Source organism: Zoogloea sp. 1C4 (genome assembly GCF_009469605.1).
GTDB lineage: Bacteria > Pseudomonadota > Gammaproteobacteria > Burkholderiales > Rhodocyclaceae > Zoogloea > Zoogloea oryzae.
Genome location: NZ_SSXU01000019.1, coordinates 23,721 through 43,781, shown reverse-complemented (window position 1 = coordinate 43,781; position 20,061 = coordinate 23,721). Strand labels below are relative to the sequence as shown.

At 64.6% G+C, this 20,061-nt stretch carries 21 protein-coding genes; 6 read left to right on the top strand and 15 right to left on the bottom strand.

Features of this window, described 5'->3' with window-relative positions:
• Positions 1-3 precede the first annotated feature (3 nt).
• From GH681_RS18210 to argF, 7 genes are all read right to left on the bottom strand, one after another.
• Positions 4-681, bottom strand: a complete 678-nt coding sequence (locus GH681_RS18210) for a TIGR02281 family clan AA aspartic protease (protein ID WP_153162964.1) — start codon at positions 679-681, stop codon at positions 4-6.
• Positions 682-804: 123 nt separating this feature from the next.
• On the bottom strand, positions 805-993 hold the full coding sequence (locus GH681_RS18205) for a putative motility protein (RefSeq protein ID WP_153162963.1): 189 nt from the start codon (positions 991-993) through the stop codon (positions 805-807).
• A gap of 9 nt (positions 994-1,002) precedes the next feature.
• Positions 1,003-1,488 carry a YajQ family cyclic di-GMP-binding protein gene (locus GH681_RS18200; RefSeq protein ID WP_153162962.1) on the bottom strand — a complete coding sequence of 162 codons (486 nt, stop codon included), beginning with the start codon at positions 1,486-1,488 and terminating at the stop codon, positions 1,003-1,005.
• A 13-nt stretch (positions 1,489-1,501) separates the two neighbouring features.
• Positions 1,502-1,825, bottom strand: coding sequence for a pyrimidine/purine nucleoside phosphorylase (locus GH681_RS18195; protein WP_153162961.1), 324 nt, complete (start codon positions 1,823-1,825; stop codon positions 1,502-1,504).
• 22 nt (positions 1,826-1,847) lie between these two features.
• On the bottom strand, positions 1,848-2,081 hold the full coding sequence (locus tag GH681_RS18190) for a DUF2788 domain-containing protein (protein ID WP_153162960.1): 234 nt from the start codon (positions 2,079-2,081) through the stop codon (positions 1,848-1,850).
• Between the two features lie 9 nt (positions 2,082-2,090).
• Positions 2,091-3,320, bottom strand: coding sequence for an argininosuccinate synthase (locus GH681_RS18185; RefSeq protein WP_153162959.1), 1,230 nt, complete (start codon positions 3,318-3,320; stop codon positions 2,091-2,093).
• A gap of 59 nt (positions 3,321-3,379) precedes the next feature.
• Positions 3,380-4,306, bottom strand: a complete 927-nt coding sequence (argF, locus tag GH681_RS18180; RefSeq protein ID WP_153162958.1) for an ornithine carbamoyltransferase — start codon at positions 4,304-4,306, stop codon at positions 3,380-3,382.
• Positions 4,307-4,875: 569 nt separating this feature from the next.
• Here argF and GH681_RS18175 point away from each other — a divergent pair.
• On the top strand, positions 4,876-6,663 hold the full coding sequence (locus GH681_RS18175; RefSeq protein ID WP_228111974.1) for an asparagine synthase: 1,788 nt from the start codon (positions 4,876-4,878) through the stop codon (positions 6,661-6,663).
• 93 nt (positions 6,664-6,756) lie between these two features.
• On the opposite strand, the gene GH681_RS18170 is transcribed toward GH681_RS18175, so the two are convergent.
• Positions 6,757-7,800, bottom strand: coding sequence for a DNA-binding protein (locus tag GH681_RS18170; RefSeq protein ID WP_153162957.1), 1,044 nt, complete (start codon positions 7,798-7,800; stop codon positions 6,757-6,759).
• Positions 7,801-7,947: 147 nt separating this feature from the next.
• Positions 7,948-9,204, bottom strand: coding sequence for a site-specific integrase (locus GH681_RS18165; protein ID WP_153162956.1), 1,257 nt, complete (start codon positions 9,202-9,204; stop codon positions 7,948-7,950).
• 199 nt (positions 9,205-9,403) lie between these two features.
• Between GH681_RS18165 and GH681_RS18160 the strand changes: the two genes are divergently transcribed.
• On the top strand, positions 9,404-9,580 hold the full coding sequence (locus GH681_RS18160) for a hypothetical protein (protein ID WP_153162955.1): 177 nt from the start codon (positions 9,404-9,406) through the stop codon (positions 9,578-9,580).
• A gap of 40 nt (positions 9,581-9,620) precedes the next feature.
• Here the strand turns inward: GH681_RS18160 and GH681_RS18155 are convergent, their stop codons facing one another.
• The 6 genes from GH681_RS18155 to mltG all read right to left on the bottom strand — a co-directional run bounded on the left by GH681_RS18155 (position 9,621) and on the right by mltG (position 14,202).
• The gene (locus GH681_RS18155) at positions 9,621-10,319 is read right to left on the bottom strand and encodes an ankyrin repeat domain-containing protein (protein ID WP_153162954.1); all 699 of its coding nucleotides are present in this window, start codon (positions 10,317-10,319) and stop codon (positions 9,621-9,623) included.
• Positions 10,316-11,089, bottom strand: a complete 774-nt coding sequence (locus GH681_RS18150; RefSeq protein WP_153162953.1) for a TatD family hydrolase — start codon at positions 11,087-11,089, stop codon at positions 10,316-10,318. Before GH681_RS18150 ends, GH681_RS18155 begins: the two co-directional genes overlap by 4 nt.
• 74 nt (positions 11,090-11,163) lie before the next feature.
• Positions 11,164-11,532, bottom strand: a complete 369-nt coding sequence (locus tag GH681_RS18145; protein WP_153162952.1) for a PilZ domain-containing protein — start codon at positions 11,530-11,532, stop codon at positions 11,164-11,166.
• Positions 11,529-12,590, bottom strand: a complete 1,062-nt coding sequence (holB, locus tag GH681_RS18140) for a DNA polymerase III subunit delta' (RefSeq protein ID WP_153162951.1) — start codon at positions 12,588-12,590, stop codon at positions 11,529-11,531. Before holB ends, GH681_RS18145 begins: the two co-directional genes overlap by 4 nt.
• Entirely contained in the window at positions 12,587-13,204 is a 618-nt protein-coding gene (gene tmk / locus GH681_RS18135; protein ID WP_153162950.1) for a dTMP kinase, read from the bottom strand. Before tmk ends, holB begins: the two co-directional genes overlap by 4 nt.
• Positions 13,201-14,202 (bottom strand): endolytic transglycosylase MltG, encoded by a 1,002-nt coding sequence (gene mltG / locus GH681_RS18130; RefSeq protein ID WP_153162949.1) that lies wholly within the window; start codon positions 14,200-14,202, stop codon positions 13,201-13,203. The genes tmk and mltG overlap by 4 nt, the downstream gene beginning before the upstream one ends.
• Before the next feature lie 205 nt (positions 14,203-14,407).
• On the opposite strand from mltG, the gene GH681_RS18125 reads away from it, so the two are divergent.
• From GH681_RS18125 to mfd, 4 genes are read left to right on the top strand one after another with little or no spacing between them, the layout of a single operon-like run.
• Positions 14,408-15,439 carry a folate-binding protein YgfZ gene (locus GH681_RS18125; RefSeq protein ID WP_153162948.1) on the top strand — a complete coding sequence of 344 codons (1,032 nt, stop codon included), beginning with the start codon at positions 14,408-14,410 and terminating at the stop codon, positions 15,437-15,439.
• Positions 15,440-15,448: 9 nt separating this feature from the next.
• Positions 15,449-15,742, top strand: a complete 294-nt coding sequence (locus GH681_RS18120; protein WP_153162947.1) for a DUF4936 family protein — start codon at positions 15,449-15,451, stop codon at positions 15,740-15,742.
• Positions 15,733-16,506 carry an NRDE family protein gene (locus GH681_RS18115; protein ID WP_153162946.1) on the top strand — a complete coding sequence of 258 codons (774 nt, stop codon included), beginning with the start codon at positions 15,733-15,735 and terminating at the stop codon, positions 16,504-16,506. Before GH681_RS18120 ends, GH681_RS18115 begins: the two co-directional genes overlap by 10 nt.
• 54 nt (positions 16,507-16,560) lie before the next feature.
• The gene (gene mfd, locus GH681_RS18110; RefSeq protein ID WP_153162945.1) at positions 16,561-20,004 is read left to right on the top strand and encodes a transcription-repair coupling factor; all 3,444 of its coding nucleotides are present in this window, start codon (positions 16,561-16,563) and stop codon (positions 20,002-20,004) included.
• Positions 20,005-20,061: the final 57 nt, after the last annotated feature.

Sequence of the window (20,061 nt, the reverse complement as noted above, 5' to 3'; positions counted from 1 at the left end):
CCATCAGTAACGCTGACGCAACTGGAGCGCGGGGCCATCCCGCCGCATCTCCATGCGATTGAGAAAACTCATGCCGAGGAGCGCAAACGGCAGCTCGCCCGAATGCACGACACCGTCGACGTTGCGCAGGGTCACATCACCCACGCGTACCGTATCCAACACGACCCGCCAGGCCCGCGCGGTGCCGTTGGCGGTCTGCATCAGTGCGGGCTCGCCCTTGGTGAAATCGATTCCGGCCTTGAGGGCATCACTGCGCCCGAGGGAGACGAAGGTCGCGCCGGTATCCACGATGAAGCGGACCTGGGCGCCGTTGATCGAACCCGTCGTATGAAACTGGCCAGCGCTGTCGGCCTGGATGACCACGCTCGGCGCCCGACCGCCGGCCCCGGCTCCGCTGACATGCACCGCCCGCTGACCGATCACCAGCCGATGCCGGCCGCCGTCGAATTCGAGCGTCGCACCGTCGGAATCGACGCTGATGACCCGCACGCCGTCGGGCGAACGCGTGCCCACACCAACCGATTTGGGCGCACCGCCATTCACGACGATCAGCGCCTTGCCCGGAAAGACGCCCGCAAGCGCCACGTCGGTTGCTGCCGCCGGCAGGCTCGCAAACGCTGCAACGAGCGCGCACAGCAAATCCGAGCGGCGGAGCTTCATTAGCGAAAGAGATTCGATCATTTGACGATCATCACAAAAACAGATGGGAGACGCACGACCAAATCGAACCACCCTTCCCTTTTCACGGGCCGACAAAAAAGAAACCAGCCCGGAGGCTGGTTTCAATTATGCCGCGAGAACGTTTCACGCGTAGGTGTTGATGCGCCCGCCGATGGTTGCCGTCGGGTCCGGCGCGGCGACCGGCTCAGGCAGCGTCGCAATCAACTGGGCTGCATTGGCCTGCTGCAGATCAAGCTGCTTGCGCAGCATGACCAGCGACACGGTGTCCTGGGGCTGAACCTGCGAGGTCGTGGCGACCGAAGCGATGTTCATGGCTGCAAATCAATCCCTGAAGTTGCCATACTGCAAAGGATAGTCCGCAATTTCCTTGCGAACCAGGGCAATACAGTCTTGCAGGAGGTCACGCTTGGCACCGCTGACCCGGACGGCTTCGCCCTGGATGCTGGCCTGCACCTTCAGCTTGCTGTCCTTGATGAGCTTGACGATCTTCTTGGACTGCTCCTGCTCGATGCCGACACGGACCGTGAGTTCCTGCTTGACCTTGTTGCCGCCAACCTTCTGCACGTCACCGTGCTTGAGGCAGCGCACGTCAATCTTCTTGGCGGTCATTTCGGGCAGCAGGATGGCCAGCATCTGCTCGAGCTGGAAATCGCTGTCGCCGTGCAGGGTGAGCAGCTTTTCGGTCTGCTCGACCCGCGCGTCGCTGCCCTTGAAGTCGTAGCGGCCGGTGATCTTGCGATTGGCGCCCTCGACGGCGTTACGCAGGGCAACCATGTCGACTTCGGAGGTGATGTCGAAGGACGGCATGATCGACTCCCGTTCAGCCGAAGTAGCAGACGTAGTGGTAAGGCTCGCCCGTCACTTCGATGTCGAAGCTGGAGTCGCCCGGCACGTTGAAGCTCTCGCCGGCGGTGGAGGTCTTCCATTCAGTCTCGCCCTTCAGGCGATAACGGCAGGCGCCGGCCACGGTTTCCATCACTTCCGGCGCGCCGGCGTTGAAGGTCAGACTGGCCGGCAGGATCACGCCGACGGTCTTCTTGCTGCCATCGGCAAACAGGACGGTGTGGCTGACGCACTTGCCGTCGAAATACACATTGGCTTGCTTGACGACGGACACGCCGTCGAATTGTGCAGACTGGGTCATTTTGTCAATTCAAAAGATGAGGTTATTCGATGCCGAGCAGCCGCTGGAGGATGCCCTTGGCCATGAAGCCGATGAAGCCGACGCCCAGGCCTATGAACATCCAGATCGCGCCGTATTTGCCCGCCTTGGATTCCCAGGCGAGGTGGCCGATGATGAAGATCATGTAGGCGATCAGGCCGCCGACGCAGACCTTGAGGGAGATGTCCTCAAACTCTGCGACGGTCAGCCCGAAAATGAAAACGTCGTTGGGATCCATGCCGGCGTATCAGCCCCGTTTGTTCTTCGCGTTGGCCGCAATGCGCATGCGCAGTGCGTTCAGACGGATGAAGCCGTGGGCATCCTTCTGATTGTAGGCGCCCTGGTCGTCTTCAAAGGTGGCGATGGTCGGGTCGAACAGCGAATCGGTCTTCGAATCGCGGGCGACGACGATCACGTTGCCCTTGTAGAGCTTGATGCGGACCCAGCCATTGACGGTCTGCTGGGTCTGGTCGATCAGGGCCTGGAGAGCCAGACGCTCGGGCGACCACCAGTAGCCGGTGTAGATCATGCTGGCGTAGCGCGGCATGAGGTCGTCCTTGAGGTGGGCGACCTCGCGGTCAAGGGTGATCGACTCGATGGCGCGGTGGGCACGCAGCAGGATGGTGCCGCCCGGGGTTTCGTAGCAGCCGCGGGACTTCATGCCGACGTAGCGGTTCTCGACCAGATCCAGACGGCCGATGCCGTGCTTGCCGCCCAGCTCGTTGAGCTTGGCGAGCAGTTCGTGGGCCTTCATGCGAGTGCCGTTGATGGCGACCAGATCGCCCTTCTCGAACTCGAGGTCGACGTACTCGGCGGCGTCCGGCGCGGCTTCCGGGGAAACCGTCCAGCGCCACATGGATTCCTCGGCCTCGGCGGACGGGTCTTCCAGGTGACGGCCTTCGAAGGAGATGTGCAGCAGGTTGGCGTCCATCGAGTAGGGCGAGCCGCCCTGCTTGTGCTTCATCTCGATGGGGATGCCGTTCTTCTCGGCGTAGGCCAGCAGCTTCTCGCGGGACAGCAGATCCCATTCGCGCCACGGGGCGATGACCTTCACGCCCGGCATCAGCGCGTAGTAGCCGAGCTCGAAGCGGACCTGGTCGTTGCCCTTGCCGGTGGCGCCGTGGGAGACGGCATCGGCGCCGGTCAGGCGGGCGATCTCGATCTGGCGCTTGGCGATCAGCGGACGGGCGATGGAGGTGCCCAGCAGGTATTCGCCTTCATAGACGGTGTTGCAACGGAACATCGGGAAGACGAAGTCGCGCACGAATTCTTCGCGCAGATCATCGATGAAGATATTCTCGGGCTTGATGCCGAACTGCAGCGCCTTGGCGCGGGCGGGTTCGAGCTCTTCGCCCTGGCCGAGGTCGGCGGTGAAGGTCACCACTTCGCATTGATAGGTGTCCTGCAGCCACTTGAGGATCACCGAGGTATCCAGCCCGCCCGAGTAGGCAAGCACCACTTTATTAACGTCGCTCATGTCCTGCTTTCTGCTAATGAGTAGATGAGTCTTGAATCAATTGTTGCCGTACTTCAGGGTCAGTCGTTTTGGACCTTGCCGATCATCAGGAATTCCATCAGGGCCTTCTGGGCGTGGAGGCGGTTCTCGGCCTCGTCCCACACCACCGACTGCGGGCCGTCGATCACTTCGGCCGTGACTTCCTCGCCGCGATGAGCCGGCAGGCAGTGCATGAACAGCGCGTCGGGACTGGCAACCTGCATCATGTCGGCGTCGACCCGCCAGTCGGCGAAGTCGCGCATCCGCTCGTCGTTTTCGGCCTCGAAGCCCATGCTGGTCCACACGTCGGTGGTGACCAGATCGGCGCCACGGCAGGCGTCCATCGGATCGGCGAAACTCACGAAGTGGTCGGAGCCCTGCACGCCGGCGAGCTCGGGGCAGAACTCGTAGCCCGGTGGCGTCGAGACGTGGACCTTGAAATCCAGCAGTTCGGCCGCCTGCAGCCAGGTGTTGCACATGTTGTTGCCGTCGCCGACCCACGCCACCGTCTTGCCCTGAATCGAGCCGCGATGCTCGATGAAGGTGAAGATGTCCGCCAGGATCTGGCACGGGTGGAATTCGTTGGTGAGGCCGTTGATCACCGGCACGCGGGAGTATTCGGCGAAGCGTTCGATGATCGACTGCTCGAAGGTTCGGATCATCACGATGTCGCTCATCCGCGAGATCACCTGGGCGGCGTCCTCGACGGGTTCGCCGCGGCCGAGCTGGGAATCACGCGTGTTGAGGTAGATGGCCGAGCCGCCGAGTTGCTGCATCCCCGCCTCGAAGGACAGGCGCGTGCGCGTGCTGGCCTTCTCGAAGATCATCACCAGCGTCCGATCGAACAGCGGGTGATGGGGTTCGTAGCGTTTGAACTTTTCCTTGATCCAGCGGGTGCGGGCAAAGAGGTAGTCGTACTCGGCGCGAGTGAAATCTTTGAACTGTAGGTAGTGTCTCGGTGCGTTCATGGCACTCGTTCTTGATTATGGTGCCGTCAGGCAAGTGGATGAGTCTGCATGCTGTTGTCAGACGCACCCGGCAGGAAAGCCCGCCCGACAAAAAGGCGAAACGGCAGCTCACGCCGCCGTTTGGTATCTAGTAACAACGTATCATCCTAATTCAAAACCATCTTTTTGTATAGCCACCCCCGTTTTGCGGCTTTTTCGTGACACCTGACCGCACACCTTCCCCGCTCCCGTCTCCGGCCGCAGCCAGGAAAAATCGCACCGCCTGATGCCGTTCGCTCAAATTCACAAAAACGGTTACGTGATCGTGCCAATATCATGATCATTTGCTACCCTTCGCGGGCTTTTTAACCAAGGGGCGCAAGGCACCGCAGGTTGCCGCTGCAGGCATCAGGAAGGCATCCAACGTAAAAGCCTGACAGGCACTCCGGATGACATCTTTTTTCATTGGCCGACAACTTTGTCCGCGCCATTGAAACCCGACGCAGATAACCTTACCCGACTTCCATCAACACGCCGGATGCCTTGCCGTTTCCAGCGAACCGAACTTACTCCGAGAGCGCAGCATATCCATGATCCGCGGCTTTATCGATTTCGACACCCTCGACCGCAACCAGAATTTTGACCGGCTCGACCTCCGGGACATCTCGCTGCCAGGCCTTCAACTTCAGCACGACGGCACTCGTGTGGCGGCTTTCGCCAATGGCGCACAGCTGATGCTGCTGCAGGGCGAGCCGCGATTCCGTGATGCAGCCCTCGGTCGTCGCGTCGCGCAGGATGGCTGGACCGCCGTGATTGCCCAGCTCTGCGAATCGCCGGACGCCTTCATCGCCGGCCTCGAAGGGCGTTTTGCGCTGCTGTGGATCGATCTCGCCAAGGGCCGCCTCGGGCTGGCTTCCGACCGCTTCAACACCTACGGCTTCTGCTACGCCAGCGAAGGCCGTCGCCTGAGCTTTGCCGACAAGGCCAACGAAGTGCCCGCGTTGCGTCGCGAGATCGACCGCCAGGGCGTGTTCGACTACCTGTATTTCCACGCGATTCCAGCGCCCGGCACCATCTTCAAGGACATCTTCCGCCTCGAGCCGGGCTCCCGCCTCAATGCCGACAAGGAGCGCACCCAGCTCGTCGCCTGGTGGCAGCCCCGCTTCGAAGAGCCCGCCAGCGCCGATTTCGCCAGCAGCGCCGCCACCTTCAAGACGCTGATCAAATCGGCCGTCGAACGCGAACTCGACGGTGCCTCGGTGGGCGCCTTCCTCTCTGGTGGCACCGACAGCTCCACCGTGGTCGGCATGCTCGCCAAGAGCGGCAACCCGGTCACCGCCTACTCCATAGGCTTCGAGGCCGAAGGCTACGACGAGATGGAGTTTGCCAAGATCGCCGCCAAGCATTTCGGCGTGAAGCACGTCCCGTACTACATCACCTCCGACGACCTGGTCGCCAACATCCCCAGCGTCGCCGCGTCCTACGACCAGCCCTTCGGCAACTCGTCGGTGCTGCCCGCCTACCTGTGCGCCAAGCTGGCCCACGACGACGGCCACCGCAAGATGTTCGCCGGTGACGGCGGTGACGAACTCTTCGGCGGCAACACCCGCTACGCCAAGCAGCGCGTCTTCGGCTACTACGAGAACGTGCCCGGCCTCATCAAGAGCGCCCTCCTCGAGCCCGTCATCATGCAGACCCCGCTGGGCAAGCTGCCGCTGATGCGCAAGGCTGCCAGCTACATCGAACAGGCCACCACCCCGCTGCCCGAGCGCACCGCCCAGTACAACCTGATCTACCGCCTCGGGATGGACAACGTCTTCCCGAAGGACTTCCTGGCGGGCGTCGACACCGATGCGCCGGTCAAGCTGCAGCGCCGTGTCTGGCAGAACACCACCGCCCACGCGCTGGTGAACAAGATGCTCAACTTCGACTGGCGCTTCACGCTGGCCGACAACGATCTGCCCAAGGTGATCGGCAGCACGCGCCTCGCCGACATGAACGTGATCTTCCCGCTCCTCGACGACGCGCTGCTGGATTTCTCGCTCCAGCTGCCGCCCGAGTACAAGCTGAAGGGCCTGCAACTGCGTTGGTTCTTTAAGGAAGCGCTGAAGGATTTCCTGCCGCCCGAGATCATCACCAAGAAGAAGCAGGGCTTCGGCCTGCCCTACGGTCACTGGGTGCTCAAGCACAAGGGCCTCGACAAGCTCGCGCGGGAATCCCTCGATGTGCTGGTCGAACGCAACATCCTGCGCAAGGATTTCGTGAGCGAACTGTTCTCCACCCACCTGCCCGCATTCCCGGGCTACTACGGCGAGATGGTGTGGATTTCGATGATGCTCGGCCAGTGGCTGGACAAGCACGCGCCCGCCAGCCGCTGAACGTGAAAATGGCCGCAGCCTGAGCCGCGGCCATCGTCAAACCGGGGGTGAGCAAGCGTCGAAAGATCGACGCCTGCTCACCCCCGGGGCGTTTCAGGCTTTCTGCTTCTTGAGCTGAGCCAGCTCCGCCAGCGCCTCGGCGAGGTTGGCCTCGGCCCGCTGGGCGCGGGCAGTCTCAGCGAGACGCACCTCTTCGACCGCCCTTGCCCGCGCTTCCGCGGCGGCCACCGCAGATTCCTTGCCATGGGCCGCCTCGCTGGCGATCTTCAATTGCGCCTGCAGACGCTCGATCCGCCCTTCTGCAGCAGCCAGCGAGGTTTCGATCTGGCGGGTCTTCGACACGGCTTCCCGCAGGGCGGCCTTGGCCTCCTCGGTCTGCTCGCGCTGGCGCGCTTCCCGATCCTCCCGATTGGCGATCTGCTGACGCATCGCCATCAGCTCGGCCACCTTCTCCTGCCGGGCCGTCTCGATCTGCTTGAGCAGCAGTTCCCGCTCCTGGGCGCCCCGCTCCTGCTCATCCTTCAGGGACGCGCTGTAGCGATCCCGGTCGGTCTGAAGCAAACGAACCATCCGCTCTGATTCCGCGGTGAACTTCTGCTCCCGCACCTCGGCCGCCTCTTCGAGCTGCTTCACACGGTTTTCAAGCCCTTCCCGCTGGCGCAGGAATTCCAGTGCCTGGTTGCGCAAGTCCGTGATCGTGCTGTCGCGACTGCTCACTTCCTGCTCCAGCAGCGCGATCTGCCGGGACGCGGTGGCACCCACGGCTTCGAGCTGGCGGATGCGGTCGTCGGCTTCCTGGAAGCGCTGGCGCAGGGCTTCGCGCTCCTGCTCCAGATCCTGGCGCTGGGCAGCCAGAATCTGGTCGGCCTGCTGGAGCGACAGCGACCACATCTTGCTCATGAACGAATCCGTCGCCGAGATCAGCTCGTCGGGCATGCCCGGAATGCTGCGCTGACGGAAGAAGGCGGCACCCGTCTCGCGGCGCCACTGGTCAATGTAGCGCTGGACGATCTCGCTCGAGCCCTTGTTGCCGAGCTCGGCATAGACGAGGTTGAACGACGGGTTCTCTCCTTGAGAGAGTAACTGGAAGCAGATCTGCTCGACTGCCTCGAACGTGACGCTACTGCTGCGGGCCATGGTTCGTTCCCTTGCTTTGCGAATGCAAATTAATGTAACTCAGGAACATTACCATACGTATACGCCCGGAAAACGTAATCTTTATGACGATTCGTCGACCGTGACACACCACCCACGAAAAGCCTGAAAGGCTTACGTCACCCGGCCCTACGACTGACCACCCGGCTTCTCGCCCGCCCACGGCAGGCGCTGCTTCTGCGCCTCATCGTGCCAGCGCTCTTCTTCCTCATGAATGTAGCGCTGGGTCGTCCGGGCGTCCGTGTGCCGGGCATCCTTCTGAACGTAACGTTCGTCAATGCCGCTGTCGAGCTTGGCCGTGATGCCGGTGTGACGGCCCCAGTGGGCCGACGCCGCGCGGAGCTTCTCCTTCTTGTGCTCCGCATCAGCCGGAAGCAGCTCGGCCGCGGCGCTGAAGATCTTTTTCAGGATCTGGTTGAGTCGCCGCGCGGTGATTGGGCTGCCGTCCTTCACCGATACCAGGATCGGCGTGGCGTCGTCCCGCCGAGGAACCGCGCTCAGGCCGAGGTATTTGCGGTAACGGATCAGCGCCTGGAGCATGTCATCAGCCACCGGCACCTTCGCCTTCTTGCCGCCCTTCCCCACCACGTGCCACCACCACAGCCCGCGCTCTTCGCGGAAGCTGTTCATCCTATGACTTTCCAGCTCTCCCGCGCGGGGTGCCAGCATGTAGAGCGTGGCCGCAAGAAAGCGCGCCCGCTCGTATTCATCCCGGCCCCGCTCGGAATCTCGCGGCATGGCCTCGATGGCGGCCGTCACCGCCTGCCACATCTGGGCATCAAGAAAACGCTCGATCTTCTCGACCTCGTCGGTGCTCGCCACCGCCCGGAGGGGCCCGGCCGCTTCGGCGGACATCTTGCGGCGGCGCTGCCGGATGAGGCCGAGGGGATTGCCCGCCAGATAACCGGCATCGACCAGGTAGCGCATCAACGAATTGATCGCCGCGATCGCGGTGAGCACTGCGCTTTCGGACAGTGGCCCGACAAACGGGCGCCACTTCTCGGTACGCCGGTCGGCCTTCGGCCCACACCACAGCGCCGCGGGCTGCGGATCGGCGAGGAAGTTCAGGTAGCCCTCGAAATCCTGCCGATTGAGGCTGGAGATCGGCTTGCCGCAATCATTGAGCGACCACAGCAGCAGCCGCTCGCACTCGCGCTGATAGATGCGCAGCGTACCGAGGGAGCGATCGTACTCGGCCAGAAAGCAGCGGATCGCATCCGCGTCGTTGTCGGCATTGATCTGCAGGCGGGCCGGGTCGGCGCGATTGACGCCTTGCCGACCATCCAGATCGGCAGGAATCGCGATCTCGTCGAGTGGACGGATCGGCACAAGCGGAGGTGCGACAGGCTGGGAAAGCTGGGGAGCGGGCGCGGTCTTCTTTTTCATGGACTCAAGTTTAGCCCGAGTCTGCGGTCATGCCGGAAGACGCACTCGTGCGAACGATGCGCTTGCGGAAATCCGATAGCTGTATATACTTACAGTCATCGGATGCGCAATCAGTTATCGGGCCTTGTGCCCACGGCAAGGTCTGCGCATCTCACCTCAACGCCCCACGGGGCACCTGTCATGCTGAAAGGAGACTTCGATGGAAACCTTGATCTGCCGGATTCTGATGGTGAGCGGCGTAATCGTTGGCGTTCTGCTGGCCGGCGGCCAGGGCGACCATGCCCTGGTGCCCGCCCTGCTGGCCGTGATCGTCGCCGGGGTGCTGCGCCGGGTGGGGCCGTCGCTCCCCTGGCGCCTCGGGCACGGCAGGTATTGATGATTACGGGCAGGCAAGGCATCCGGCCTGCCCGCAAGCCTTATTTTGCGCGGCCTGCGCGGGCCTTGCGTTCGGCCTGGATCAGCTCGGCGATGTCGGTGTTGCGATACTTGGCTGCCCAGCTGTCGGCAGTCTCGTTCTGGTCGTTCTTCAGGTCGACGTTCGCGCCAGCCTTCAGTAGACGAACAACCACGTCTTCGTGGCCATTGCGGGCGGCAAACATCAGCGGCGTGCTCCGGTTGGGGGCCAGCGCATCGGGGTTGGCGCCCTTCGCCAGCAGCATCTCGACGATGCCCACGCGGCCTTCAAAGGCGGCATAGAGCAGTGGGTTCCAGCCGTCGTGATTGAACTGGGCACCGGCCTTCAGCAGCAGTTCGACCACCTCGTTGTAACCCCGCAGGCTGGCCAGCATCAGGGCCGAATCACCCGCGGCATTGCGCGCGTCGAGCTTGATGCCACGCTGCTTGATCAGCTCGGCCACCACCTTGGGCTGCTCCTCGCGGGCCGCGGTGATCAACAGCGTGTTGCCGGCAGCATCGGCCAGATTGGGATCAGCCCCGCGGGCAACTTCCTGGGCGATTTCCTTCGCATCGCCAAGCTTGGCGGCGTTGAACAGATCATCTTGCGACGCAGCAAGCGCCGGCATCGACAGGTGCAGGCCAACGATCAGGGCCCCGATGGCCTTGACGCGCAGCGAACGGAGGGCGGGATGACGGGATACGAGGGCGGCTGTTTTCATGACGGTCTGGCGTGCTTGAAAAGCTGAAAGAAGTTTCGCGTGGTGGCATCGGCCACCACCTGGAGCGTTTCTCCCCGGGCGGTCGCGACGGCTTCGGCCACATGGCGGACGTAGGCCGGCTGATTGGTCTTGCCACGGAAAGGCACCGGCGCCAGGTAAGGCGCGTCGGTTTCCACCAGCAGACGATCAGCCGGAACGAAGCGTGCCACATCCCGAAGGGATTCGGCGGTCTTGAAGCTGACGATACCCGAAAATGAAATATAGAAGCCCAGATCAAGCGCCTGCTCGGCCACTTCACGGGTTTCGGTAAAACAGTGCATCACGCCGCCCGCTTCACCGGCCGATTCTTCGCGCATCAGGCGCAGGGTGTCGGCGGCGGAGTCGCGGGTGTGGATGATCAGCGGCTTGCCACAGGCCTTGGCAGCGCGGATGTGAGTCCGGAAACGATCCCGCTGCCACTCGGGCGCGTCCTTGTGCCAGTAGTAGTCGAGTCCGGTCTCACCGATCGCCACAACTTTCGGGTGGGCCGCGAGCTCCAGCAATCGGGCGGTGTCGGGTTCGTCACAATCGGCGTTGTCAGGATGCACGCCAACCGACGCAAAGATGTTCGCGTGGCGCTCGGCAAGGCCGATCACGCCGGCGAGGGTTTCGAGTTTCACCGCCACGCACAGGGCATGGGTGACACCGTTCTCGGCCATCCGTTCGAGCAGCGCCGCCTCGTTCTCGATGAGGTCGGGGAAATCCAGGTGACAGTGGGAATCGACGAGCATGAAGGATGCGGAAGGCTGTGAAAGGCTTCAGTGAGCTTCTCGGATTGAAAGCGGAAACGACGACGGAAACAGCGTCAGAGCGTGTGCGTCGGGCGCGATGAGCCGAGATGCCCCGCGAGGATCTGTTCGATCCGGTTGCGCAGCACCTGCCCGGCATCGTCGCCTGCAAACTGGACACCGATACCCTGCGTCTTGTTCCCCTGGGCCCCGGCCGGGGTGATCCACGCGATGGTGCCGGCAACGGGATGCTTGGTCTGATCGTCCATGATCTGCAGGAGCATGAAGATCTCGTCGCCGAGCTTGTACTCGCGGGTGGTGGGCACGAAGATCCCGCCGTTCCTGATGAACGGCATGTAGGCCGCGTACAGCGCCGACTTGGAGCTGATGTTGAGCGACAGGACGCTGGGGCGCGGCTGGAGGGGGCGCTTCAGGGAATCGTTCATCTGCGCATGGCTGGCGCGGCGGCCTGAAGACTCCGGGCGTACCGCAAAAGCATGTCCTCAAGAAAAAGCCGGGCGTTCAGCGGATGCTGCGAAACCCGGCGGGACTGGGTGATTTCATTGTAGCAGCCGAGGGCAGCGTCGATGGTCAGCCGACCGGACAGCCCGTGGAGAATGTCATATTGCGCAGGAAAGAAGCGCACCGGCCCACCCAGGCGCAGGCTGACCAGATCGGCCACCCAGCGCTGCAGCCAGCCTACCAGCGTCGGCATGTCGAAGCCGCAGGCCAGCGCGTCCTTGCTCTTCAGCCAGCTCTCCCATTCGCCCGCCAGACGCAGCGGCGCCTTGCGCGGCACGCTGACGATGTCATCCACAAAGCGCTTGCGTGCGGCAGCGGCGCCACCTTCGGCCATCTCGGCTGCGGCCAGCGGCATGCCGCCGGAAAAGGCCAGCAGCGCAGCGGCGTCCGGCACCTTTTTGTCGGCGAGCCAGCGGGTGGCCATCTCGGCCGGCGGACGCGGGAAGGCCCACGTCTGGCAGCGGCTGCGGATCGTCGGCAGAAGACGCTTGGGAGAGGACGAAACCAGAATGAACAAGGCGTTGGTCGTGGGTTCTTCGAGCAGTTTGAGCAGCGCGTTGGCGGTGAACAGGTTCATGGCCTCGGGCGGATCGATGATCACCACCCGACGCCCTCCCCGGTGGCCGCCGGTGGTCAGCGCCTGCTGGAGGTTGCGGATCTGTTCGATCACGATCTGTCGGCTGGCCGCCTTGCCACCTTCGGGCTTTTCAGTCGCCGCGTCGCCGCGGTCTTCCTGATCGGCTTCCGGGATCACACGCATGAGATCAGGGTGGTTGCCGGACAGACGCCACAGGCAATCCTCGCAGACGCCGCAGGCATGTCCATCGACCCCATTTTGGGCGCAGAGTTCCCGCGCCGCCAGAGCCTCGGCAAAAACCCGCTTGCCGCCGCCAGCCGGGCCGGCAAAGAGCAGCGCGTGGGGCATGCGCTCGGCGCTGTCGAGCACGCGCTGCCACAGGGCGGCCTGCCATTCGAAGATCATTGGAAACACGCCTCGCCGACGACGGCCTCGACCTGCAGCCGGATCTCGTCCGGCGTCTGGCTGGCGTCGATCACCCGGACCCGCTTCGGATCGGCCGCCGCCCGGCGCAGATACGCCGACCGGACCCGCTCGAAGAAATCGGTCTTCTCCCGCTCGAAGCGGTCCGGCGCCACGCCGGTGCCGGCTAGACGCCGCGCGGCGACAGCCGGATCGAGGTCGAAGATCAGCGTGAGATCCGGCTGAAGGTAGGGATGAACCCACTGCTCGAGCGCGGCGAAGCGTCCTTCGTCCAGCCCGCGTCCGCCCACCTGATAGGCGTAGGTGGCGTCCGTGAAGCGGTCGGAGACCACCCATTTTCCAGCGGCGAGCGACGGTTCGATGAGCGCTGCGAGGTGCTCGCGGCGGGCGGCGAACATCAGCATGGCTTCGGTTTCCAGGTGCATCGGCTCATGCAGCAGCAGTTCGCGCAGCTTCTCGCCGAGGGGCGTGCCGCCGGGTTCGCGAGTCTGGACGACGTGGATGCCGCGGGATTCGATCAGCGCCACGACAGCCGCGATCTGGCTGCTCTTGCCGGCGCCGTCGATGCCTTCAAAGGTGATGAAGCGGGATTTCACTGGCTGCGTTTCCGGATGTAGCGGGCCACGGCCCGGTTGTGTTCGTCGAGATTGCGGGAAAACTCGCTGGAGCCGTCGCCGCGGGCCACGAAATAAAGGTAATCGGTGGCGGGCGGATTGAGGGCCGCCCGCAGCGCGGCCGTGCCGGGCATGGCGATCGGCGTGGGCGGCAGGCCTGTGCGGGTGTAGGTGTTGTAGGGCGTGTCGGCAAGCAGGTCACGCTTCTTCAGGTTTCCGTCGAAATCGGTGCCGAGGCCGTAGATTACCGTCGGGTCAGTCTGGAGCAACATGCCAGCGCGCAGCCGGTTGATGAACACCGAGGCCACCATCGGCCGGTCGGCCGCCTGGCCGGTTTCCTTTTCGACGATGGAGGCCATGATCAGCGCCTCGTAGGGCGTCTTGTACGGCAGGCCATCGGCACGGCGCTGCCATTCCCGATCAAGCACCTTCTGGTGATTTGCGTGGGCCCGGCGCAGCACATCGAGATCGCTGGAGCGGCGGGCGAAGAGATAGGTATCGGGAAAGAACAGGCCTTCGGGGTGACGCGCGTCCACGCCGAGCTTTTCGAGGATTTGAGCATCCGACAACCCGGCGGTGTCGTGGCGCAGATCCGGGTGGCGATCGAGCGCGGCGCGCAGCTGGCGGAAGTTCCAGCCCTCGATCACCGGCAGTTCGGCCTGGCTCACGTCGCCACGGCTGAGCTTGTTAAGCAGTTGCAGCGGGGTGACACCTGCCTCCACCTCGTAGCTGCCAGCCTTGATCGCATTGGCCTGACGCGTGATACGCGCCAGGGTGACGATGGCCAGCGGCGGCATGTCGAAACCGGCGTCAACAAGCTGGCGCGCCACTTGCTTCATCGAAGAGCCGGGCTCGACGGTGAAATCCAGCGGCGTCTGGCGCAGCGGCAGCGGACGATAGGCAAACCACGCGAGCGCGCCGGCAAGGCAGGCCAGTCCGATGAGCGCGAGCACGACTAAACGGGAAAACAGGCGCTTCATCTGGGAACTTGGCGCGTGGGAAACAAACGAATGAGGTGAGCAAAGAGGTGGGCGCCGCAAGCCGGCCCGGACATGGACAACTTTGATGAGGACTGCCCCGCCGGTACGACAAAGACCGCAGACAGGCCGAAGCCTGCGCGGTCAGGCCTCTATAATAGCGCAAACCGCTTTTGGACTCGTTTCAGACTCAGGACCACGACCACTGATGAACGCAACCTGGCAAACCTTTCTCGCCAACCAAGGCGCCCAGTTCTCCGGCGACAACGCCGTGCAGTTTTCCGAAGAGGCCCGGCAGGATGTGATCCGCGCGGCCCAGGGCACGATTGTCGTGCCGATGATCCACCTTGGTGCAATCCGCGCCAGCGGTGAAGACGCCTGCGCCTTCCTGCACAACCTGTTCTCCAACGACGTGAAGAAGCTGGGCCCCAACGAAGCCCAGTTCACCAGCTTCAACAGCCCCAAGGGCCGGATGCTGGCCAGCATCGTGCTCTGGCGCGAAGCCGGCGATTACCTCCTCACCCTGTCGGCCGACATCCACGCCGCGATGCTCAAGAAGCTGTCGATGTACATCCTGCGCTCCAAGGTGCGGCTGATGGACGACGGCGGCGATTCGGCGCTGATCGGCCTGGCTGGCCCGCGGGCTGGCGCGGCCCTTGAGGCTGCTGGCCTCGGCATCCCTGGCGCCGAACTTGCCACCGCGTCGGGCCTTGCCACCGTGGTGCGGCTGGATGACTCCCGCTTCATCGTGTCGGCGCCGATCTCCGAAGCGCCCAACCTGTGGGCCAAGTTCGTGGCTGCGGGCGCCCAACCGGCCGGTAGCGCCGCGTGGCAGTGGCTCGACATCCGCGCCGGCCAGCCGGTGGTCACCCAGCCGGTGCAGGAAGAGTTCGTCGTGCAGATGGTGAACTACGACCTCATCGGCGGCGTGAGCTTCAACAAGGGCTGTTACCCCGGCCAGGAGATCGTGGCCCGCACCCACTATCTCGGCAAGCTCAAGAAGCGCATGTACCGCATCCACGCCGACGTGCCCGCCCTCGCGGCCGGCACCGATCTGTATGCCCCGGATTTCGGCGACCAGTCCGCTGGCAAGGTGGTGAGTGCAGCCCCTGCGCCGGATGGCGGCTTCGACGCCCTGGTGGTGCTGCAGACCTCGAGTGCCGAAGGGGGCAAGGCCACGATCGGCGCCCCGGATGGCGCTGCGGTGGCTTTCGTGCCCCTGCCCTACGCGCTTCCCTGAGGGCCGGTCGTGACGTCCGCGATCCATTACTACATCTACTACCCCGTCCGCATGGGCCTGGAAGCCGATCTCACCCGCACGCTCTACAACCTGCAGGATGAGCTCCGCGGCCAGACGGGCGTGGCCGGGCGCTTCCTGCGCAAGGCCGACGACCCGTGGACGTGGATGGAGATCTACGAGAACGTGACCGACTCCGCCGCCTTCGACGACGCCCTCGCCCAGGGCCTCGACCGCCACGGCATCGCACGTTTCATCGACGACGGCGGCCGCCGCCACACCGAGCGCTTCGTCGCATGTGCCTGATCCTCGTTGCCTGGCGCGCCCACCCGGATTACCCGCTGGTGGTCGCCGCCAACCGCGACGAGTTCTTCGCCCGCCCGGCGGCTCCAGCCGCCTGGTGGCCATCCGACGGCGCGCCGGCGATCTTCGCCGGTCGTGATCTCGAAGCCGGCGGCACCTGGCTCGGCCTCGGCCGGTCGGGCCGCTTTGCCGGCCTCACCAATTTTCGCGATCCCGCCCGGATACGCAGCGGAACCCCGTCCCGCGGGGCGCTGGTGGCGGATTTTCTCGGCAGCGACGAATCCACCGCGGCCGCCTTGGACCGCCTCAAGCGCGAAGGCCCGCGCTACAACGCCTTCAACATCCTGGTGTCCGACGGCGAGACGCTGGGCATCTACGAGAGCGAGAGCGGCTCCGCACAGCTGCTGGAGCCGGGCGTCCATGCCCTCTCCAACCACCTGCTCGACACCCCGTGGCCCAAGGTGAAGGCCGGCAAGTCCCGCCTCTCCCGTGCCCTCGCGGCCCTGCCCGACGACACACCTCTGCGTGAGCTGCTCCGCGACGATCGCCCAGCGCCCGACGCCGAGCTGCCTCGCACCGGCGTCAGCCTTGCCTGGGAGCGCATGCTCTCCAGCGCCTTCATCCGCGCGCCGGGCTATGGCACCCGCTGCTCCACCGTCATCACCCGCGACCGCCACGGCTGGGCGCGCTTCACCGAATCCACCTGGAACGAGGTCGGCATCGAAACCGGCCGCGTCGTCGAAACCTTCCAGATCGACCGGGCCTGAGCGCCACCGCCGTATAATCCGCCGCCTGGTTTGTCTTTCCGCAGCACCCTCCGCATGACCGCCTCCCGACCGCTCGCCCGCCTGCTCCCGTCCCTCGACGCCTTCAACCAGGCCAAGCCTGGCCAGCGCCTCGACCTGCCTTCGCTGGCCGGTTCGAGCGACGCCCTTGCCATCGCCCGGCTGGCCGACGGCAAGCGGATGCTGGTGGTCGTCACCGCCAACCCGCTGGACGCCCAGCGCCTGTCGGACGAAATCGCCTGGCTCGCGCCGGACCTGCGCACCCACCTGCTGCCCGACTGGGAAACCCTGCCCTACGACAGCTTCTCGCCCCACCAGGATCTGATCTCCGAGCGGCTCTCCACGCTCTACGCGATCACTCGCGGCGAGGCCGACATCGCCCTGGTGCCGGCGTCTACCGCCCTGTACCGGCTCGCCCCGCCGGCTTTCCTCGCGGCCTACACCTTCTTCCTCAAGCAGGGCGCCAGGCTTGATGTAGACGGCCTGCGCAACCAGATGACCATCGGCGGCTACGCCCACGTCACTCAGGTGGTGTCGCCGGGCGAGTTCAGCGTGCGCGGCGGGCTGGTGGATCTGTACCCGATGGGCGCCGCCCTGCCCTACCGGATCGACCTCTTCGACGACGAGATCGAGAGCATCAAGACCTTCGACCCGGACACCCAGCGCACCGTCTTCCCGGTGAAGGAAGTGCGCCTGCTGCCGGCGCGGGAATTTCCCATGGACGAAACCGGCCGCACGCACTTCCGCGGCCGCTTCCGCGAGACCTTCGAGGGCGACCCGTCCCGCTGCGCGGTGTACAAGGATGTCTCCAACGGCATCGCCCCGGCGGGCATCGAGTACTACCTTCCGCTGTTCTTCGACGAGACCGCGACGCTCTTCGACTACCTGCCGGACCACAGCCGCATCCTGCTGCACCGGGATGTGCCCGGCGCCATCGAGGCCTTCTGGAAGGACGCCCGCAGCCGTCACCATCTGCTCGGCGGCGACAAGACCCGGCCGATCATGGCCCCGGACCAGCTCTTCCTGTCGGAAGAAGCCTTCTTCGTCGCCCTCAAGGAGCGCACCCGCCTGGCCCTGCCGGCCGGTGCTGGCGACGGGCCTTCGGCCACGCTTCCCGACATCTCCGTCGAGCGCAAGGCCAACGACCCGCTCCACCGCTTCAAGGCCTTCTGCGCGGGCTTCGACGGCCGGGTGCTGGTGCTCGCCGAATCCGCCGGCCGTCAGCAGACCATCGCCGAATACTTTGCCGAATACGGCCTGAAGCCCGAGCCCTCCGCCGGCTTCGACGCCTTCCTCGGCGGCGACGCGAAGCTTGCCCTGGGCGTCGGCCCGCTTGCCGCCGGCTTCGTGGTGCCGGATGCCGGCATCGCCGTCGTCACCGAATCCGAGCTCTACGCCGCCACCGCCCGCACCCGGACCCGCCGCGACAGCCGCAAGGCCGCAACGATGGAAGGCTGGCTGCGGGATCTGTCCGAACTCAAGCCCGGCGACCCGGTGGTGCACTCCAGCCACGGCATCGGCCGCTACATGGGTCTCGTGCACATGGATCTGGGCGAAGGCCAGACCGAGTTCCTGCATCTCGAATACGCCAACGGCGACAAGCTCTACGTGCCAGTGTCGCAGCTGCACGTGATCACCCGTTACGCCGGCGCCGATCCGGAGGCGGTGCATCTGCACACGCTGGGCTCCGGCCGGTGGGAAAAAGCCAAGAAGAAGGCCGCCCAGCAGGTGCGCGACACCGCCGCCGAACTCCTCGCGCTCTACGCCCAGCGCGCCGCGCGCAAGGGCCACCAGTTCGACTTCAAGCAGCACGATCTGGAGGCCTTCGCCGACGGCTTCGGCTTCGAGGAAACCCCGGACCAGCTCGCCGCCATCGAGGCCGTGGTGGCCGACATGAAATCCGGCCGGCCGATGGACCGCCTGGTGTGCGGCGACGTGGGCTTCGGCAAGACCGAAGTCGCCCTGCGCGCCGCCTTCATCGCGGTGGCCGACGGAAAACAGGTGGTGGTGCTGTGCCCCACCACGCTGCTGGCCGAGCAGCATTACCAGACCTTCGCCGATCGCTTCGCCGACTGGCCGATCAAGGTCGCCGAGCTCTCCCGCTTCAAGAGCGCCAAGGAGCAGGCCGAAGCCATCAAGCAGTTGGGCGAAGGCAAGGTGGACATCCTCATCGGCACCCACCGGCTGCTCCAGAAGGACGTCACCTTCAAGCGCCTGGGCCTTGTGATCATCGACGAGGAACACCGCTTTGGCGTGCGCCAGAAGGAGGCGCTGAAAGCCCTGCGCAGCGAGGTGGACATCCTCACCCTCACCGCCACCCCGATTCCCCGCACCCTGGGGCTGGCGCTGGAAGGCCTGCGCGAGTTCTCGGTGATCGCCACCGCGCCCCAGAAGCGCCTGGCCATCAAGACCTTCGTTCAGCGCCACAGCAAGGGCATCATCCGCGAGGCGGTGATCCGGGAGTTCAAGCGCGGCGGGCAGGTTTACTTCCTGCACAACGAGGTCGAGACCATCGAGAACGTCCGCGAGTCGCTGGAAGAACTCCTGCCCGAAGCGCGCATCGTCATCGGCCACGGCCAGCTGCCCGAGCGCGAGCTCGAACGCGTGATGCGCGACTTCACCACGCAGAAGGCCAACCTGCTGCTGTGCACGACCATCATCGAGACCGGCATCAACATCCCGACGGCCAACACCATCATCATCAACCGGGCGGATCGCTTCGGCCTCGCCCAGCTTCACCAGCTGCGCGGCCGCGTCGGCCGGTCGCACCACCAGGCCTACGCCTACCTCCTCACCGACGCCCACGCCAAACCCACCGCCCAGGCGCAAAAGCGCCTGGAGGCCATCACGATGATGGAAGAGCTGGGTTCCGGCTTCTATCTGGCGATGCAGGACCTGGAAATCCGCGGTGCCGGCGAGGTGCTCGGCGAGAACCAATCCGGCGAAATCCAGCAGGTCGGCGTCAGCCTCTACACCGAGATGCTCAAGCGCGCCGTGCGCGACCTGCAGCAAGGCAAGGAGCCCGATCTCACCCAGCCGCTGGAAGTCGTCTCCGAGATCAACCTCCACGCCCCGGCGCTGCTCCCCAACGATTACTGCAGCGACGTCCAGGAGCGCCTCACGCTTTACAAGCGCCTTGCCAACTGCGAATCCGAAGACGACCTGCAGGCCCTGCAGGAAGAGCTCATCGACCGCTTCGGCGAGATGCCGCCGCAGACCCGCACGCTGCTCGAAACCCACCGCCTGCGCATGCTGGTCAAGCCCTTCGGCGTGGCCAAGATGGATGCCTCCGAGAGCCAGATCAGCATCCAGTTCGGCCAGCACGCGCCGATCGACCCGGTGAAGGTCATCATGCTGATCCAGAAGGACAAGACGATCAAAATGTCCGGCCCCGACAAGCTGATCCGTAAGGTCTCGACGCCGGATCTCAAGCAGCGGGTGGCGGCGGTGAAGTCGCTGCTGGAGGCGGTGAAGGCCTGAAAACAATCTGGCTGTTTCCAGCAACAATCGAAGAGGGATTGTTGCTGGAAACAGCCA

What these genes read in the sequence shown, in the direction of transcription:
- GH681_RS18165 (WP_153162956.1), bottom strand. Translation starts at nt 9,204, where the DNA reads ATGAAAAAGAAGACCGCGCCCGCTCCCCAGCTTTCCCAGCCTGTCGCA.
- GH681_RS18175 (WP_228111974.1), top strand. Translation starts at nt 4,876, where the DNA reads ATGATCCGCGGCTTTATCGATTTCGACACCCTCGACCGCAACCAGAAT.
- GH681_RS18115 (WP_153162946.1), top strand. Translation starts at nt 15,733, where the DNA reads ATGTGCCTGATCCTCGTTGCCTGGCGCGCCCACCCGGATTACCCGCTG.
- mfd (WP_153162945.1), top strand. Translation starts at nt 16,561, where the DNA reads ATGACCGCCTCCCGACCGCTCGCCCGCCTGCTCCCGTCCCTCGACGCC.
- GH681_RS18185 (WP_153162959.1), bottom strand. Translation starts at nt 3,320, where the DNA reads ATGAGCGACGTTAATAAAGTGGTGCTTGCCTACTCGGGCGGGCTGGAT.
- GH681_RS18190 (WP_153162960.1), bottom strand. Translation starts at nt 2,081, where the DNA reads ATGGATCCCAACGACGTTTTCATTTTCGGGCTGACCGTCGCAGAGTTT.
- GH681_RS18125 (WP_153162948.1), top strand. Translation starts at nt 14,408, where the DNA reads ATGAACGCAACCTGGCAAACCTTTCTCGCCAACCAAGGCGCCCAGTTC.
- GH681_RS18210 (WP_153162964.1), bottom strand. Translation starts at nt 681, where the DNA reads ATGATCGAATCTCTTTCGCTAATGAAGCTCCGCCGCTCGGATTTGCTG.
- argF (WP_153162958.1), bottom strand. Translation starts at nt 4,306, where the DNA reads ATGAACGCACCGAGACACTACCTACAGTTCAAAGATTTCACTCGCGCC.
- GH681_RS18170 (WP_153162957.1), bottom strand. Translation starts at nt 7,800, where the DNA reads ATGGCCCGCAGCAGTAGCGTCACGTTCGAGGCAGTCGAGCAGATCTGC.
- GH681_RS18205 (WP_153162963.1), bottom strand. Translation starts at nt 993, where the DNA reads ATGAACATCGCTTCGGTCGCCACGACCTCGCAGGTTCAGCCCCAGGAC.
- GH681_RS18160 (WP_153162955.1), top strand. Translation starts at nt 9,404, where the DNA reads ATGGAAACCTTGATCTGCCGGATTCTGATGGTGAGCGGCGTAATCGTT.
- GH681_RS18155 (WP_153162954.1), bottom strand. Translation starts at nt 10,319, where the DNA reads ATGAAAACAGCCGCCCTCGTATCCCGTCATCCCGCCCTCCGTTCGCTG.
- GH681_RS18145 (WP_153162952.1), bottom strand. Translation starts at nt 11,532, where the DNA reads ATGAACGATTCCCTGAAGCGCCCCCTCCAGCCGCGCCCCAGCGTCCTG.
- GH681_RS18195 (WP_153162961.1), bottom strand. Translation starts at nt 1,825, where the DNA reads ATGACCCAGTCTGCACAATTCGACGGCGTGTCCGTCGTCAAGCAAGCC.
- holB (WP_153162951.1), bottom strand. Translation starts at nt 12,590, where the DNA reads ATGATCTTCGAATGGCAGGCCGCCCTGTGGCAGCGCGTGCTCGACAGC.
- mltG (WP_153162949.1), bottom strand. Translation starts at nt 14,202, where the DNA reads ATGAAGCGCCTGTTTTCCCGTTTAGTCGTGCTCGCGCTCATCGGACTG.
- GH681_RS18200 (WP_153162962.1), bottom strand. Translation starts at nt 1,488, where the DNA reads ATGCCGTCCTTCGACATCACCTCCGAAGTCGACATGGTTGCCCTGCGT.
- GH681_RS18150 (WP_153162953.1), bottom strand. Translation starts at nt 11,089, where the DNA reads ATGCTCGTCGATTCCCACTGTCACCTGGATTTCCCCGACCTCATCGAG.